Below are 16,172 nucleotides of genomic sequence, written 5' to 3' on the forward strand. Positions count from 1 at the left end.
GAGAGTGCGCATGCGTTTGTTGTCCGGCGGCCTGGCCGCCGTTGCCTTCGGTATCGCACTGGCCGCCCACGTGGCGGCGGCCGATGCGCCTGCAATCAACCCGCTACTGCTGAAACCCGTCGAACAACTACGGCCGGATGAAGTGCGCTTCATGCAGCAGCGTCTGGCCGATTGGCCACAGTTACAGCGCTATCGTGACGCCAACGCGCGACTGCCTGGCGCCGTGCTGGGTCAGCCGCGCGTGGTGTTCTTTGGTGATTCCATCACTGAAGGCTGGGGCAAAGAAGGCAGTGCTTCGTTCTTCCCCGGCAAGCACTGGCTCAACCGTGGAATCAGTGGCCAGACCACTGCACAGATGCTGCTGCGTTTTTCGCAGGACGTGCTGGCGCTGCAACCGCAGGTGGTGGTGATCCTGGCCGGCACCAACGACCTTGCCGGCAACACCGGCCCCGCCACGCAGGCGATGATCGAAGACAACCTGCATGCGATGGTGGATCTGGCACGCGCGCATGGCATCGCTGTGGTGCTGGCATCGGTGCTGCCGGTCAGTGACTACCCGTGGATGCCGGGCACCACGCCTGCGCCCAAGGTGCGCGCGTTGAATACCGCATTGAGGCGCTATGCCGGTGCGAAGCAGCTGGTCTATCTGGACTACTACACGCCGATGGCCAATGCCGCCGGTGGACTGGATCCGCAGCTGGCCGACGACGGCGTGCATCCAACGGCGAAGGGGTATGCGCTGATGGCGCCACTGGCAGAAGCAGCCGTCAAGCGCGCACTGGCGCAGAAGTAGTCACAGCCGGCAGAGTCGCCAGCAGCCACTCACAGAAGCTGATCACCAGCGGATCGGCCGCGCTGTCCTCGTGCACCAGCCAGCTCCAGCGCGGGCCGCGCACGCGCGCGTCATCCAGTGGCTGCAACATGCCCTGATCGCACGCGCGGGATGCCAGCAGCTCGCTGACCAGGGCGATGCCCAGGCCCTGGCAGGCGGCATCCAGCAGCTGCCCTGGCTCGGAGAAATTCATGCCTTCGCGGCGCTGGCCGACATCGGCGCCGCCCTGTACCTGCCATTGGCTCCAGTCCATTTCGCGCTCGCCATGCAGGGTCAAGCGCTTGTGTGCGGGCGTGGCAAGCAGGGCTGGATGACAGGCCGGATAGAGACGGTCCTGCAGCAGCACACGGTGCTGGCACTGCGCCTGAGAGTCGAGGTCATCGCGTACGGCCACGTCCAGCGTCTGCGTGGTCATGTCCGGTGCCTGCTCACTGGTCAGCAGCCACAGGTCGACACCGGGATGCAGGCGATGGAACCCGGCCAGGCGCGGTACCAGCCAATGGCGGGCGAAGGCCGGGCTGGTGTTGACGATCAGTTGATTCGGCTTGCGGTACTGATCGAGCCGGCGGATGCCGCTGGCCAGCTGCCGCAGCAGGGACTGGGTGGTTTCCAGCAGGTCGACGCCGGCGTCGGTGAGAGTGACACTTCGGCCTTGGCGGAAGAACAGCGGCTGCTGCAGCGCGTCTTCCAGGCCACGGATCTGCTGGCTGATGGCGGACTGGCTCAGATGCAGTTCCTCGGCCGCGCGGTGGAAGCTGCCCAGCCGGGCGGCGGCTTCGAAGCCACGCAGGGCGTTCAGCGGGGGCCAGTGCTTCAGCATTTCAGATAAGTAAAACTGTTCAATTGATGGCTGAATCTATCGTTTGTTCTTATCGATTTGCAAGCGCAGCATAGCTTCCATCCCACACCGGCCTTGGAGCCCGTCATGAGCAGCCGTCGTCACTTCCTTACCCAACTGGCGGGCGCCGCCGGTCTTGGCGGCCTGGCCGCGCTGGGCCTGGCCGGCTTGCCGGGCCGCGCCGTGGCGGCCGGGCCGGGCGCGGGCGTCTGGCGCATGCCCGACGAGCACGGCCCGCAGGAACGGGTGTTCCTGGCCTTCGCCGCGCAGCCGCGGGTATGGGGCGCGCAGGCTGATGCGGTGAACAGCGCCGTGGCCCGGCTGGCACGCACCATTGCCGGCCACCAGCCGGTCAGCGTGCTGTGCCGCCCGGCGCAGCGGAAGCAGGCCCAGGACCGCTGTGGCCGCGACAACATCGAGTTCCTGGACGTGCCGTTGGATGACATCTGGGTACGCGACTACGGTGGCTGCTTCGTCACCGACGGACAGGATGGGCTGGGGCTGGTCGATTTCAACTTCAATGGCTGGGGCGGCAAGCAGAGCGCACGCAACGATGGTGCGGTGGCCCCGTGGCTGGCGCAGGTGACCGGCGCGACGCTGCTGGAAAGCGATCTGGTGGGCGAGGGTGGCGGCATCGAAGTCGATGGCCACGGTACGGCCATCCTCACCGAAAGCTGCTGGGTGAACCGCAACCGCAATCCAGACTGGTCGCGTGCGGACATCGAGGCGGAGCTGAAGCACCACCTCGGCCTGCGCAAGGTGATCTGGCTGCCGGGCATTGCCGGCGAGGACATCACCGATGCGCATGTGGATTTCTATGCGCGTTTCGTGCGCCCGGGCGTGGTGATCGCCAACCTGGACAACGATCCGGAGTCCTACGATTACGACCTGACCCGCGAGCACCTGGACATTCTGCGCGAGGCCACGGATGCAGATGGTCGTCGCCTGCAGGTGCACACGCTGCCGCCGCCGCTGGACGGGCGCGACAACGCGCATACCCGCGACAACGACGATCTGGCGATGGGCTACATCAACTACCTGCCGATCAACGGCGCAGTGGTCGCGCCGCAGTTCGGCGACGACGAAGCTGATGGATTCTGCCGGGAGCTGCTGGAGGAGATGTATCCGGGACGTACGATCGAGCAGGTGGACATCGATGCGATCGCCGGTGGCGGTGGCGGCATCCATTGCGTGACCAAGAACATGCCGAAGGTCGGCTGACCTGCCTCAGGCATCGTCCTGCTTCAACGCGGCATCGGCCGCCAGCAGCGCTTCGGCAGCAGCGCTGAGCGGCGGCGAGGGTGGGGCGATCACGCCGATCGCTTCCATCATCTGTGGCATGCCCAGGAACTGTCGTGCGCGACGGTCGTAGATGCCGGTGACCAGCAGCGCGCGGGTGGCGATTTTCTGCTCGGCACCGATCAGCACGCGCTGCTCCATGATGCCGCGTGAACCGACCCAGCCGACCAGTCGCGTTTCCAGAGTGAAGCGCTGGAATGGCTTCAGTTCGCGGCGGAACTGGATGGTGCCGGCGCCGACGATCGGCGCCCACTTTTCGCGCAGCGCCACCCGGCCCAGGCCCATGCGCAGGATCAGGTCCAATCGCCCCAGGTCGAAGATGTTCCAGTAACGGCCGTTGGTCATGTGCAGGTTGCTGTCCAGGTCATTGGGCAGCACCCGGAACTGCAGGCGCGAGACCCCGAACGGCGCGTCGAGCTTTGGCCGGAACAGGCTGCACAGCAGCAGATGGAGCAGGCGGAACCAGAGATTCATGACTATGACGACTGTTATAGAACGGCCGGTACGCTAATCTATGACGACTGTCTTAGCAAGGAGCCCGCTGTGAGCCCGCGACCCTCGGATGCCCCGCAACGCGTGATCGATGCCGCCGCACAGATGCTGGCGCGGGTGGGACTCAATGCCACCAGCATCCGCGAGGTGACCAAGCTGGCCGAGGCACCGTTGGGCTCGACCTACCACCACTTTCCCGGTGGCAAGCAGGAACTGCTGGCGCGCGCCACGCACATGGCCGGCGACAAGGTGGAAGCGCTGCTGGTGGAGTTGCTGAAGGGGGGAACGGTAGAGGGTCTGCAGCAGTTTCTGGCGATGTGGCGCGAGCGTCTGCTGCGCTCCGGGTTCCGCGCCGGCTGTCCGGTGCTGGCCGCTGCCGTGGAGGAGCCGGTGGAGGCGGCGCCGAGCCAACCCCGCGCGGCTGCCGCCGAGGTGTTCGCGCGCTGGCAGGGGCACCTCGCCTCGGCGTTCGTTGCCGATGGGCATACGCCGGCCGCCGCCGCTGAACTGGCCAGCCTGGTCATCGCCAGCGTCGAAGGCGCAGTGGCGATGTGCCGCGCGCTGCAGGACATTGCCCCGTTCGACCAGGTGGCCGCGCAGTTGTTGAAGGCGGCTGCACCCCCTTGATCCGGAATCCGCTGGACCCGCGCCACGCATGGATGGATGGGCGGGGGGCGGGGGCACTGTCTGATCGATGATGCGGTGCCGCCTCTGGACGCGGCACCGCGTCGCGGTAGAATCCGGCCACTACCGCCTACGCGTGCCCGGCAAGGATGTCCGCATGCAGTATCAGGTTCCTGAGGTCCCTGGCCGCGATGCCTCCCGCCCCTTGGCGGTTGCATGAAGCGCTCGCGCCACTTTTCCAGCAGTGCATTGAAGTTGCCGATGAACCACGGCAACGAAGTCGTGCGTGCGCGCCGGCACCTGCAGCAACGTGGCTGGCCGCGGCTGCAGATGGCCTTGATCGTCGCGTTGACCGGAGCAGCCGGCTTTCTCGCCTCGCATATGCTGCGTCTGGCGGGTGTTGACGCGATGCTGATGCGCTACCCGATGGCGGTACTGCTGGCCTATGGCGTGTTCCTGCTGCTGATGTGGCTCTGGATCCGCTGGCGCTGGGACAACGTGCTGGATGGTCTGTCGTCGGAGGTGGGCGGTGGCACCCCGCCGGCCCGCGGCAGCGCCGTGGAATCACCGTGGAGCGGCGCAGGCGGCCGCTCCGGTGGGGGCGGTGCGTCGGCGTCGTGGAATGAGTCTGCTTCGGCGGGCGAGGGCGATGCAGGCGAACTACCACTGGCCGCTCTGGCCGATGACGAAGCCGGGCTGCCATTGCTGGCCATTCTCGGCATCGCCGCGCTGGTGGCGACCGTCCTTCTGGCCAGCGTGTGGGTGGTGTGGTCGGCGCCTGTGCTGATGGCCGAACTGCTGGTGGATGCAGCCATTGCCGGCGGCCTGTACCGGCGCATGCAGGGCATGCAGGAGCGGGGGTGGTGGCGGGTATGCGTGACGCATACGCTCTGGCCGTTGTTGGGCCTGCTGCTGTTCTTCGCAGTGCTGGGTTGGCTTGCGCAGGAATTCGTGCCAGGCGCGACTCACCTGCTGCAGGTCTTCCAGGCGTTGTAAAAACGGCTGCGCCGAACGATTTCCCATTTCGCTGCATTTGCTCCAGGAACCTCATGCGACAGCACATTGCACGCAAGCGAATCCTGACGACAGCTGTCGCTCTGCTGGTGATTGCCGGCCTAGTGTTGATGGCCTGTATGCGCCCGCAATGGCAACAGGAGGTCGGTGCACCGCCGATCAATCTGGGAACTGCGCAGATGCAGGCCGAAGTGATGGCGGAGCTGATCGATCTGAACGCGGTGCCCATTCCGAAGATCCCGGTGAATCTCCTTCCAATGCCGATCGCGCAGGGCGGGTCACACCAAGCTACTGCTCCCGTGCCAGTACCGGAAGGGATACCGCAGGCGAAGTTTGATCCGCCCGACTGGGCGTCAGGCGCCACCATCGCCGTGATGGATATGACATTGCCCTACTGCAACGAGGGATTGGAACGATGGGTCTGCCAGGATCGCGACAGTGTCACCAATTGGGCGGATGGAGAAAGCCAGGCATCGTTCCATTTCCGTCGGCAACTGGAGACGATGCTGCACGCTGTGAACCGGCGTGCGACGCGCGTGCCGGACCGCGCGCTGGAGCTGGCAGTGGCCAATGCATACCGGATGTCGCGGCAGGAGCTCCGGCAACGGCGTGCCCGGGGCAACGCAGGTTGCGAGGTCCATGGCTACGATTTTGGCCTGGCGGTGATCTACCTGGACCGGCCGGTGTTCAGCGTTGATGGACAGTGGGCGTTGGCGTCGGTTGCTTTCGACACCTGCAGCGGTGGAACAAGCGGCCGCATACTTTTTCTGCTTCATCATGAAAACGGCAGATGGACCCGGACATGGGTCGAGCGCGGCGGCCCGATCCGCAATGGTCGTGGTCTCTGGCCGAAGCTGCCATGGTCATGGTCAGAGTGACGAACGCCGCACGCGCATCTGCCGGTGGTCGTTGGCCCCGGATCGCCTGGCGGCGCACCGCTGGCGGCGGGAATGTCGGCTTCGGCGATGATGGCGGCCATCTGCAGCCTGCAGCCGCGGTTGACCGATCCTGTCCTGCAGGAAGTATTGGCGATGGCGAAAACAGAGGCCGATCAACGACGTATGGATACTCCCCTTCGAATGACCCGTTCGTCCGCCTGTTCCGGTCCTTTTCAGCGGCAATGGACAGTGGGCTATGATCGCGGTCGCCTGGGATTCGAGTTCCGGTGATTTCGTCTACCGGGAGCTTGTCGTACTGCATCGGGAACAGGGACGCTGGATGTCCGAACGCCCGGAACAAGGTCTGGGCAGCGTATGGAACGGCCGTGTACTGCGGCCCTGAGACACACAACCACTGACGAGGAAGAGCGCATGGATGTCGCTGCACGCAGGAACAGGACGTTGTTTCGTTGGATGATGGTGACGCTGCTGGCGGTGTTGATGCCGTTTGCGGCACTGGCGCAGCCCGCCGCCGGCCAGGTCGATGGCACCGAAGCCGCAACCGCGGCGGAAGAGGCGCAATGCCGCGCCTGCACTTATGAACGCATCCGGCCCAAGGTCGATATCGGCCTGGTGGCACTGGTGTCGCTGCTGGTGGTGGGCCTGCTGGTGGCGGCGTCCCGTGAATGGGGCACCACTTCGCAACGTTGGACCTGCCGCACGCTGGCCCTGCTGCTGTCGGGCATCGGCGCGGCGTTGCTGTGGTGGGCCGGCAGCATCGTCTACCTGGGCTACAACCCCTGGCAGGAGCAGTTCGCACCCAGCAACGGCTCGCTCAGCAGCACCCTGCTGAGCACGTCGCCGAAGTGGCTGGCGGCGCTGGTGATGATCGGCTTCGCACCGTCCATCTGGAAGCGCAGCGAGCGCCTGCCGGCCTGGCGTATCGGCTGATGTGGCTTCGGCGGCACCGGATCAGCTCCGGCGCCGCCGACAGCGATCAGTCAAAGCGCCAGCGCACACCCGCGTAGACACCTCTGCCTTCGCCCGGCGTCGAGCGCGCCACGTCCTTACCGGCATCGTCGTAACCCGGCGTAACCGTGGCAGCGTAGTGGCGGTTGCCGAGGTTGCGCATTTCCGCCCAGGCCTGCCAGCGGCCACCGGGTGCGTCGTAGCCGATGCGGCTGCCGAAGATCACATGGCTGTCGGCCCAGTAGCTGTTGGCATAGTCCACCGCGATGCGCGAGGCATATTCGGTGTTGAGCGCGGCGTACAGGCCCGATGCGTGATCGAAGCGCAGTTCGGCCTGGTAGCTGTGGCGCGGCAGGCCGGGCAGGCGGTTGCTGCCGAAGCGTGCATCGTGGCGGTAACGGAAGTCGCTGAAGGTGTATGCCTGGCGCAATGACAGGCGCCCCGGAGCGGCCTGCCACAGTGTGCTGTCCAGCCCGGCTTCGATGCCGCGGTGTACGGTGGGGCTGGCATTGTTTTCCGCAATGAACAGGTTCGGCACCGGTTGCAGTTCCACGCTCAGCAGCTCGTGGTTGACGTGCGCGTAGTAGCCGGTCAGTTCCCAGCGGCCCAGTGCCGCGTCGCCGCGCGCACCCAGTTCCAGCGTGGTGGCGGTCTGATTCTGCATTGGTACCGGCGCGCGCTGGCGGCCGCTGGACGGGCCATTGCCCGGCCCGAAGTACTGGTTCGAGCCCCAGATCATCGACCAGGGATGCGGCGCCTCCACCGAGCGGCTGAGGTTGCCGAACCACTGTGTCTGCGCACTGTGCTGCCAGGTGAAGCCCAGGCGCGGTGCATAGTCCCAATCGTGGCTGCGCAGGTGGCCGCCGCTGCTGGGCCAGGTCACCTGCACATCGCGGCGGGTGTTGATCAGTGCCAGGCCTGTCTGCATGCGCAGGCGGTCGCTCAAGGCGAGCGTGTTGCTGACGTGCAGTGTGCTGTCGGTGCCGTGGTGGCGGAAGTCGCGCGTGCGCGTGCCCGCTGCATAGCCATTGCTGGCAAAGCGCAGCGACTCACGCACGTCAGCGTCCAGGTCGTGGGTCACCCGCAGGCCGATCGCGGTATCGCTGTCCAGCCCGAACAGCGTGTGGCGATGGCGATAGTCCAGCGTGGCGTTGAGGTTGGCGTAGTCCAGCTGCTGGCGGTACAGGCTCTCGTTCAAGTCCATCGGGTATTTGTGATAGACCAGCCCGGCCTGCAGCGAGGAATCCTCATCGATCTGCAGCGTGGTGACATTGCCCACCCAGGTACTACCCGGCTGCGGGCGACGCGCATCGATGGCCAGGTTGGCCGCGTTCGCCGCGTGCGGGTCGTTGCGGATCTGGTCGCGGGTCAGGCGCCCGGGCGTTTCGTGGTTGGTCTCGCGATAGCGCACGAAGAAGCGCGTCTGCAGGTCGGGCGTGATCTGCCAGCCGATGTTGGCCATCGCGCCCTTGCCGTCGCCGCGCGCATGGCGCTGGTAGCCGTCGAATTCGGTGTCGGTGTAGGCCAGGAAGTAGTCGATATCGCCACTGACGCCGCCCCAGCTGAGGCCGCGCTTCTGGTAGCCACGGCTGCCGGCTTCGTAATGCAGCTGCAGGCCGGCCGAGTCACGCCCGCTGCGGCTGACGTAGTCGATGGCACCGCCCAACGCCAGTGCGCCGCGCTCGAAACCGTTCGCGCCGCGCAGTACTTCTACGCGCGACAGCCACAGCGGCTCCAGCAGCTCGTACGGCGTGCCACCTGGGCCGGTCAGTGGCAGGCCGTCGATCGACACCGCGATGCCCGACGCATGCGCGCCAGGGCCACGGTTGATGCCCGAGCCACGGATCGACACCTTGGTGCCTTCGTTGCCCGGCGACTGCGCGCTGATGCCGGGCTGGTAGGCCAGTACATCGGCGCTGCTGGCCAGGCGGCTGTCGGCCTTGGCCACGTCGATGACATTGCTGGCGCCGGGTACACGCTTCAGCGCCTCGCGCGCCTGTGCGCTGGCATCGGCCGCGGTGACCCGCACGGCATCGAGGGTGGTGGCCTGCGGAGCGGCGTGGACGGAAGAGGCGAGGCCCAGGGAAATGGCCAGGAACAACAGCGACGGGGTGGGACGGGACGGCGAGAGCGACATGCAGAAATGCTGTAAACCACAAAAGTGGCGCGCAAGTTAACAGGTCGGTGGCCCCACGTCACCCTCCACCTGCGTATGGCCGTCTGCAGCGTCCCTGCAGAGCCGAGCCCGCGCTCGGCTATCGCGCGCAGCGCGGGTTTTCCGCAATCGCAACGAAAAGCAGCCGAGCATCGCCTTGGCTCTACGGAACGGGCTATCGCGAGGGTTTGGCCAGCGCCTTCGATTTCGCATACAACCGATCAGCCGTCTCCTTCTCGCCCAGCGCCGCATGGCACTCGGCCAGGCTGTCCCAGGCGTTGGCCGAATCCGGATACAGCTCGGTATTAAGGGAAAACACCTTCAGCGCCTTGCGCGCACCCAGGCTCTCTCGGATGGCATAGCCGCTGGCATTGATCGCACGTTCCAGCTCGCTGCCGGCAATGCGGGTGTCGTCGCGCAACCTGTCCCGCATCGCGTGCGCAGCGTCTGCATCCTCATCCAGCGCATAGACGATCAGTTGCTCGGACAGCACGGTACGCGGGAACTCCTCCGGTGCGGCCACCGCCATCGTGCTTTCCACCAACGTGCTCGACCATACATTGCGGGCGCTGCCATTGGTCAGGTATACGAATATCCAGTAGCCGCTGGCCAGCGTGTCCTTGTAGGCCAGCCGCGCACGCACGCGGGTGCCGCCGTCGTGGCCGACCTGGGTGTAGCCATCGCTGCGGGTCGTGTCCCAGCCGGTGGAGAAGAAGTTGCTGCCGCCACCACTCAGTTTCTGCGGTTGCCAGAGTCTTTCCAGCGTGGCCGTGCGCAGCAGCTTGCCGGTCGCCAGCGCCTGCAGGAAGCGGTTCATGTCACCCACCGTGGTCTGCAGATCGGCGTGGCCCCAGCCGTAGTCCGGCCAGGGTTCTTCGTTGGCCGGCTGCAGCATGCCGTCCTTGCCGGTGTACGCCACCGCCGCACGCTGCGTCGGCACGCTGGCCACGCCCCACGAGGTGCTGGCCATTTTCAGCGGTTGCAGGATGCGTTCGCGCGCGATGGCCGGGTAGGGCTTGCGGTAATGCGCTTCCAGCAATGCGGTCAGCACCAGGTAGTTGGCCTGGGTGTACTGCACGCGGCTGCCGGTGGCGAACTGCATCGGCGCGGCAGCGGCCACCTTCAACGCAGCAGCAAGATCCGGAGCCACACCGGTGTAGCCCTTGCTGAGCAAACGATTGTCCACCCGGTCGTAGTACTCGCCGATACCCGAACTATGATTGAGAAAGTCGCGCACGGCGATCGCCTGCCAGACGGCCGGCAGATCCGGCACATAGCGGCTGGCCGGCGCATCCAGATCCACCTTGCCTTGGTCCACCAGCTGCATCACCAGCGTGCTGGTCAGCAGCTTGGCCATCGACTGCGCAGTGAAAATGGAATCGACGGTGGCAGGTGCGTGGGTGGCCGGGTCGCGTTCGCCGCTGGCGCCCTGGTACAGCACTTGGCCGTTGTGAGCGACCAGTACCGCCTGGCCGGCAATGTCGTAGCGCTCGCGGTTGGTCTGCAGCTGGGCATCGAGCTGGGAAGAGAGGTCGGTACGGACGTCACGCGCCGAAGCGGGCAGGGCGATGGTCAGGGCACAGAACAATGCGGCAGCAAGGGTGCGGTACATCGCGGGGATCCGTCAGCGGCGATGGCGCATCTTGGTCACGTCGGCAAGTGGGGTCAAGAGCGCCGATTCCCGTATCAGGCAGAGCCGGCCAGCGGCCGGCACTGCCACATGTTCACGGTAGTGCCGGCCGCTGGCCGGCAACCCTGTATCAGCCCAGGATGATCAGCCCAGAATGCCCGGCAGATCCAGTCCCTTTTCCTTCGCGCAGTCGATCGCGATCTCATAGCCCGCATCGGCATGGCGCATCACGCCGGTCGCCGGGTCATTCCACAACACGCGGCCAATGCGCTTGGCTGCCGCCTCGGTACCGTCACAGACGATCACCATGCCGGCGTGCTGCGAGAAGCCCATGCCCACGCCTCCGCCATGGTGCAGCGACACCCAGGTCGCGCCGCTGGCAGTATTGAGCAGGGCGTTCAGCAGCGGCCAGTCGGATACTGCATCCGAACCGTCGGCCATCGCTTCGGTTTCGCGGTTCGGCGAGGCCACGCTGCCGCTGTCGAGATGGTCGCGACCGATCACCACCGGTGCCTTCAATTCACCGTTGGCGACCATCTCGTTGAAGGCCAGGCCCAGTCGATCACGATCACCCAGGCCCACCCAGCAGATGCGCGCTGGCAGGCCCTGGAACTTGATCTTCTCGGCAGCCATGTCCAGCCAGCGGTGCAGGTGCGGGTTGTCCGGAATCAGTTCCTTCACCTTGGCATCGGTCCTGGCGATGTCTTCCGGATCGCCGCTCAGCGCCGCCCAGCGGAACGGGCCGATGCCACGGCAGAACAGCGGGCGGATGTAGGCCGGCACGAAGCCGGGGAAGTCGAAGGCATTGGCCACGCCTTCCTCCAGCGCCATCTGCCGCAGGTTGTTGCCGTAGTCCACGGTCGGCACGCCCAGCGCGTGGAAGCCGAGCATGGCGCGGATGTGGTTGGCCATCGACGCGCGCGCAGCATTCTCGACGTCCTTCGGCGCGGACACGCGCTTTTCGTCCCACTGCTCGACGGTCCAGCCCTGCGGCAGGTAACCGTTCACCGGATCGTGCGCGGAAGTCTGGTCGGTCAGCAGGTCCGGCTTGATGCCGCGTTCGAGCAGTTCGGCCAGTACATCGGCCACATTGCCGAGCAGGCCCACCGACTTCGGCGTGCCGGCCTGGCAGGCTTCGTCGATCAGGCGCAGCGCTTCGTCCAGGTTGTCGGTCCAGGTGTCCAGATAGCCGGTGCGCAGGCGCATGTCGATGCTGCTCTTGCGGCATTCCACGGCCAGGCAGGAGGCACCGGCCATGACGGCGGCCAGTGGCTGTGCGCCGCCCATCCCGCCGAGGCCACCGGTGAACAGCCACTTCCCGCTCAGGTCGCCACCGAAGTGCTGGCGGCCCATTTCCACGAAGGTCTCGTAGGTGCCCTGCACGATGCCCTGCGCGCCGATGTAGATCCAGCTGCCAGCGGTCATCTGGCCATACATGGCCAGGCCCTTCTTATCCAGCTCGTTGAAGTGGTCCCAGTTGGCCCAGCGCGGCACCAGGTTGGAATTGGCGATCAGCACGCGCGGCGCATCTGCATGCGTGCGGAACACGCCTACCGGCTTGCCGGACTGCACCAGCAGGGTCTGGTCATCGTCCAGCCGCTTGAGGGTTTCGACGATGGCGTCGAAGCTCTCCCAGTCGCGTGCAGCGCGGCCGATGCCGCCGTAGACCACCAGCTCCTGCGGGCGCTCGGCCACGTCCGGGTGCAGATTGTTCATCAGCATGCGCAGCGGCGCTTCGGTCAGCCAGCTCTTGGCGGTGAGCGTGGTGCCGGTCGGCGCGGCGATGGTGCGGGACGGGTCGTTGCGGGTCATGCGGCGCTCCGGTTGGTCGCGAATTCAAGGCAGGCGTTGAGCACCTGCGCCAGGGTGTGGCGCAGCGGTGCGGCGTGGTCGGGGTCGAGTGGGGTGGGCCAGCTGTGTTCGTCCACCTGGTCGGGCAGCGGCTCGTGCATGTAGCCGCGGCAGGCCAGCTCCATCTGCAGCGAATGCACGCCGCCACCGATGTTGCTGTAGTGGCGGGTGATCCAGCCGCCCTTGAAGCGGCCGTTGCGCACCTGGCTCATGCCGCTGATCGTCAGCAGGTTTTCCACCACGTCGCTCAGTGCGTTGTCGCACGAGGTATCTGCCGCGCCGGATGGGCCGGCAGTGCCGAGGTTGAACTGTGGCAATTCGCCGTCGAACAGATGCGGGATGTGCGAGCGGATCGAATGCGCGTCGTACACCACGACGGTGCCGAACTTCGCGCGCAGGCGCGTGATCTGCGCGGCCAGCGCATCGTGGTAGGGCAGGAAATAGGTATCGCGGCGGCGGGCGATTTCCGCTTCATCCGGTTCGCGTCGGGCGTGGTACAGCGGTTGGTTGTCGAACGTGGTCAGCGGGCAAAGACCGGTGGTGTTCTGGCCCGGATACAGCGATACGCCACTGGGATCGCGGTTGAGGTCGATCACCGAACGCGAGATCGCCGAACGTACCGTGGTGGCTCCCATGCCGCGCGCGAAGTCGTACAGATCGTGCACCCACCAGTCAGCATCGCGGCGCGCCAGCCACGGCGAGTGGTAGTCGCCGATCAGGTCGTGAGGCAACTCGCTGCCGGTATGCGGAAAACTGACGATCAAAGGGGCATCGCCCTCGTGCACCGTCAGCCATTCGGGATGGGTCGTCATGCCTGCGGTTCCACGGTTGGCAGCAGCTCAGCCAGGCCCTGCGCCAGCGCGCCGCTGCGCACCAGGTTCGTGGCGGTCACCATGTCCGGATGGAAGTAGCGGTCTTCTTCCAGCGTCGGCACCTGTGCACGCAGGGTGGCACGCACGGTTTCCAGCGCGGCGCTGGAGCGCAGCGGTGCGTGGAAGTCGCAACCCTGCGCGGCGGCCAGCAGCTCGATGCCGATCACGTTGGCCGCGTTCTCGGCCATCTGCATCAGGCGGCGTGCGCCGTGCGCGGCCATCGACACATGGTCTTCCTGGTTGGCCGACGTCGGGATCGAATCAACGCTGGCCGGGTAGGCGCGCTGCTTGTTCTCGGACACCAGCGCGGCGGCGGTCACCTGGGGAATCATGAAGCCGGAATTGAGGCCCGGGCGCGGGGTCAGGAACGCCGGCAGGCCGGACAGTGCCGGGTCCACCAGCATCGCCAGGCGGCGCTCGCTGATCGAACCGATCTCGCACACCGCCATCGCCAGCATGTCGGCGGCGAAGGCCACCGGCTCGGCGTGGAAGTTGCCACCGGACAGCGCTTCGCCGGTATCGGTGAACACCAGCGGATTGTCGGACACGCCGTTGGCTTCGATTTCCAGCGTGGTCGCGGCCTGGCGCAGGATATCCAGCGCTGCGCCCATCACCTGCGGCTGGCAGCGCAGGCAGTACGGGTCCTGCACGCGCACGTCGTTGTCGCGGTGCGATTCGCGGATGCCGGAGTCCTGCATCAGGCTGCGCAGGGTCGCGGCGGTGGCGATCTGCCCGCGCTGTCCGCGGATGGCATGGATACGCGGGTCGAACGGCGTGTCCGAGCCCTTGGCTGCTTCCACCGACAGTGCGCCGGTGACCAGTGCGGCCTGGAACACGGTCTCGATCTCGAAAAGGCCCGCCAGCGCATAGGCGGTGGAGAACTGGGTGCCGTTGAGCAGCGCCAGGCCCTCCTTTGCGCCCAGTTCGATCGGCTGCAGGCCGGCACGTGCCAGCGCATCCAGCGCCGGCAGGCGCTCATCACCGATGAAGGCCTCGCCCACACCCAGCATCACACTGGCCAGATGCGAGAGCGGCGCCAGGTCGCCGGAGGCACCCACCGAACCCTGTGCCGGCACCACCGGCAGCACGCTCTTGACCAGCATCGCCTCCAACAGCAGCAGGGTTTCCTCGCGGATACCCGATGCGCCCTGGGCCAGACTGACCAGCTTCAGCGCCATCATCAGGCGTACTACGCTGGCCGGCATCGGCTCGCCCACACCGGCGGCATGCGAAAGCACGATGTTCCGCTGCAGGGTGGCCAGGTCCTCGCGCTCGATGCGCACGCTGGCCAGCTTGCCGAAGCCGGTGTTGATGCCATACACCGGCGCGCCCTTGGCGACGATGGCGGCGACTGCCGCAGCACTGGCGCGCACCACCGGCAGTGCGGCCGGGTCCAGTGCGAGCGGCGCACCGCGGTAGACCTGCCGCCACTGGGCGAGAGTGACATGGCCGGGGCGAAGAACCAGGGTGTTGCTCATGTGTTGCTCCAGGAGGCAGTCAGGTCGGGCTGTCCGCGCACCACGCGCGCGTGCAGCGGGTTGAATCCAATGCGATAGACCAGGTCGGCGGGGGCGTCGATGTCCCAGATCGCCAGGTCACAGTCCATGCCGACGGCGAGGCGGCCGATGCGGTCGCCATGGCCGAGGGCGCGCGCCGCTTCACGGGTGAAGCCGGCGATGCACTCGTCCACGGTCAGGCGGAACAGGGTGGCGCCCATGTTCATCGCCAGCAGCGGGCTGGTCAGCGGTGAGGTGCCCGGGTTGCTGTCGGTGGCCAGCGCCAGCGGCACGCCTGCCGCGCGCAGCGCAGCGATCGGCGGCAGAGTGGTATCGCGGGTGAAATAGAACGCACCGGGCAGCAGTACGGCGACGGTGCCCGCGGCGGCCATCGCGGCGATGCCGGCGTCATCCAGATGTTCGATATGGTCGGCCGACAGTGCGTCGAAGCCAGCCGCCAGTTCGGCGCCATGCTGGTTGCTCAGCTGCTCGGCATGGATCTTCACCGCCAGCCCGTTCGCACGTGCTGCCTCGAACACCTGCCGTGCCTGCGCGGGCGAGAACGCGATGTTCTCGCAGAACACGTCCACCGCTTCGGCCAGGCCTTCGGCGGCGATGGCCGGAATCATCACCTCGCACACCTCGTCGGTGTACTCCTGCGCCTCGCGGCCCGGCGGAATCGCGTGCGCGCCGAGGAAGGTGGTCACCACGTTGACCCGGCATTCCTCGCCCAGCGCACGTGCCACCTGCAGCTGCTTGCGCTCGTCGGCCAGGGTCAGGCCGTAGCCGGATTTGATCTCGATGGTGGTCACGCCTTCGGCGCGCATGGCCAGCAGGCGCGGGCGGCTTTCGCTGGCCAGCTGTTCCGGCGTGGCGGCGCGGGTGGCGCGCACGGTGGAGACGATACCGCCGCCGGCGCGGGCGATCTCGGCATAGCTGACGCCCTGCAGGCGCTGCTCGAATTCGTTGGCGCGGTTGCCGGCGTAGACCAGATGGGTGTGGCAGTCGATCAGGCCCGGCGAGATCCAGCGGCCCTCGCCATCGATGCGGGTGGTCGGCTGCAGGTGGGCATCGCTGCCGGTCGCGCCGACATGGACGATGCGGCCGTCGGCACAGGCCAGCACCCCATCGCGGATGACGCCCAGGCCCTCGCCATCGAGGGTGATCAGGTGAACGTTGGACCAGAGGGTATCGACGTGCATGGCATCCACAACGCGGCTGT

The 16,172-nt window shown here is 66.6% G+C and carries 14 protein-coding genes; 6 read left to right on the forward strand and 8 right to left on the reverse strand.

Annotated elements, in window-relative coordinates; genetic code table 11:
- The first annotated feature begins 10 nt into the window (after nucleotides 1–10).
- Nucleotides 11–793, forward strand: coding sequence for an SGNH/GDSL hydrolase family protein (locus ABH900_RS14725; protein WP_429623800.1), 783 nt, complete (start codon nucleotides 11–13; stop codon nucleotides 791–793).
- Here the strand turns inward: ABH900_RS14725 and ABH900_RS14730 are convergent.
- The gene (locus ABH900_RS14730; protein WP_429623801.1) at nucleotides 768–1,652 is read right to left on the reverse strand and encodes a LysR family transcriptional regulator; all 885 of its coding nucleotides are present in this window, start codon (nucleotides 1,650–1,652) and stop codon (nucleotides 768–770) included. The genes ABH900_RS14725 and ABH900_RS14730 overlap by 26 nt on opposite strands.
- A gap of 105 nt (nucleotides 1,653–1,757) precedes the next feature.
- Between ABH900_RS14730 and ABH900_RS14735 the strand changes: the two genes are divergently transcribed.
- Nucleotides 1,758–2,891: an agmatine deiminase family protein gene (locus ABH900_RS14735; protein WP_429623803.1), complete on the forward strand. Its 1,134-nt coding sequence runs from the start codon at nucleotides 1,758–1,760 to the stop codon at nucleotides 2,889–2,891.
- Between the two features lie 6 nt (nucleotides 2,892–2,897).
- Here ABH900_RS14735 and ABH900_RS14740 read toward each other — a convergent pair whose 3' ends face one another.
- Entirely contained in the window at nucleotides 2,898–3,443 is a 546-nt protein-coding gene (locus ABH900_RS14740) for a thioesterase family protein (RefSeq protein WP_429623804.1), read from the reverse strand.
- Between the two features lie 69 nt (nucleotides 3,444–3,512).
- On the opposite strand from ABH900_RS14740, the gene ABH900_RS14745 reads away from it, so the two are divergent.
- From ABH900_RS14745 to ABH900_RS14760, 4 genes are all read left to right on the forward strand, one after another.
- Nucleotides 3,513–4,088 carry a TetR/AcrR family transcriptional regulator gene (locus ABH900_RS14745; protein ID WP_429623805.1) on the forward strand — a complete coding sequence of 192 codons (576 nt, stop codon included), beginning with the start codon at nucleotides 3,513–3,515 and terminating at the stop codon, nucleotides 4,086–4,088.
- A 213-nt stretch (nucleotides 4,089–4,301) separates the two neighbouring features.
- Nucleotides 4,302–5,081 carry a hypothetical protein gene (locus ABH900_RS14750; protein WP_429623806.1) on the forward strand — a complete coding sequence of 260 codons (780 nt, stop codon included), beginning with the start codon at nucleotides 4,302–4,304 and terminating at the stop codon, nucleotides 5,079–5,081.
- Between the two features lie 53 nt (nucleotides 5,082–5,134).
- Nucleotides 5,135–5,977 carry an energy transducer TonB gene (locus tag ABH900_RS14755; protein ID WP_429623808.1) on the forward strand — a complete coding sequence of 281 codons (843 nt, stop codon included), beginning with the start codon at nucleotides 5,135–5,137 and terminating at the stop codon, nucleotides 5,975–5,977.
- Nucleotides 5,978–6,409: 432 nt separating this feature from the next.
- Nucleotides 6,410–6,928: a hypothetical protein gene (locus ABH900_RS14760; protein WP_429623809.1), complete on the forward strand. Its 519-nt coding sequence runs from the start codon at nucleotides 6,410–6,412 to the stop codon at nucleotides 6,926–6,928.
- A gap of 46 nt (nucleotides 6,929–6,974) precedes the next feature.
- On the opposite strand, the gene ABH900_RS14765 is transcribed toward ABH900_RS14760, so the two are convergent.
- The 6 genes from ABH900_RS14765 to hutI all read right to left on the reverse strand — a co-directional run bounded on the left by ABH900_RS14765 (nucleotide 6,975) and on the right by hutI (nucleotide 16,152).
- Complete coding sequence (locus ABH900_RS14765; RefSeq protein ID WP_429623810.1) at nucleotides 6,975–9,083, reverse strand: TonB-dependent receptor family protein; 2,109 nt, start codon at nucleotides 9,081–9,083, stop codon at nucleotides 6,975–6,977.
- 193 nt (nucleotides 9,084–9,276) lie between these two features.
- The gene (locus tag ABH900_RS14770; RefSeq protein ID WP_429623811.1) at nucleotides 9,277–10,713 is read right to left on the reverse strand and encodes a serine hydrolase domain-containing protein; all 1,437 of its coding nucleotides are present in this window, start codon (nucleotides 10,711–10,713) and stop codon (nucleotides 9,277–9,279) included.
- A 162-nt stretch (nucleotides 10,714–10,875) separates the two neighbouring features.
- A complete protein-coding gene (gene hutU, locus ABH900_RS14775) occupies nucleotides 10,876–12,543 on the reverse strand; it encodes a urocanate hydratase (protein WP_429623812.1) in 1,668 nt (555 codons plus the stop codon).
- Nucleotides 12,540–13,394: an N-formylglutamate deformylase gene (gene hutG / locus ABH900_RS14780; RefSeq protein ID WP_429623814.1), complete on the reverse strand. Its 855-nt coding sequence runs from the start codon at nucleotides 13,392–13,394 to the stop codon at nucleotides 12,540–12,542. Before hutG ends, hutU begins: the two co-directional genes overlap by 4 nt.
- The gene (gene hutH, locus ABH900_RS14785) at nucleotides 13,391–14,932 is read right to left on the reverse strand and encodes a histidine ammonia-lyase (RefSeq protein WP_429623815.1); all 1,542 of its coding nucleotides are present in this window, start codon (nucleotides 14,930–14,932) and stop codon (nucleotides 13,391–13,393) included. The genes hutG and hutH overlap by 4 nt, the downstream gene beginning before the upstream one ends.
- A complete protein-coding gene (hutI, locus tag ABH900_RS14790) occupies nucleotides 14,929–16,152 on the reverse strand; it encodes an imidazolonepropionase (protein WP_429623816.1) in 1,224 nt (407 codons plus the stop codon). Before hutI ends, hutH begins: the two co-directional genes overlap by 4 nt.
- Nucleotides 16,153–16,172 lie beyond the last annotated feature (20 nt).

The sequence above is a fragment of the Stenotrophomonas sp. AN71 genome (assembly GCF_050435725.1).
Taxonomy (GTDB): Bacteria; Pseudomonadota; Gammaproteobacteria; order Xanthomonadales; family Xanthomonadaceae; genus Stenotrophomonas.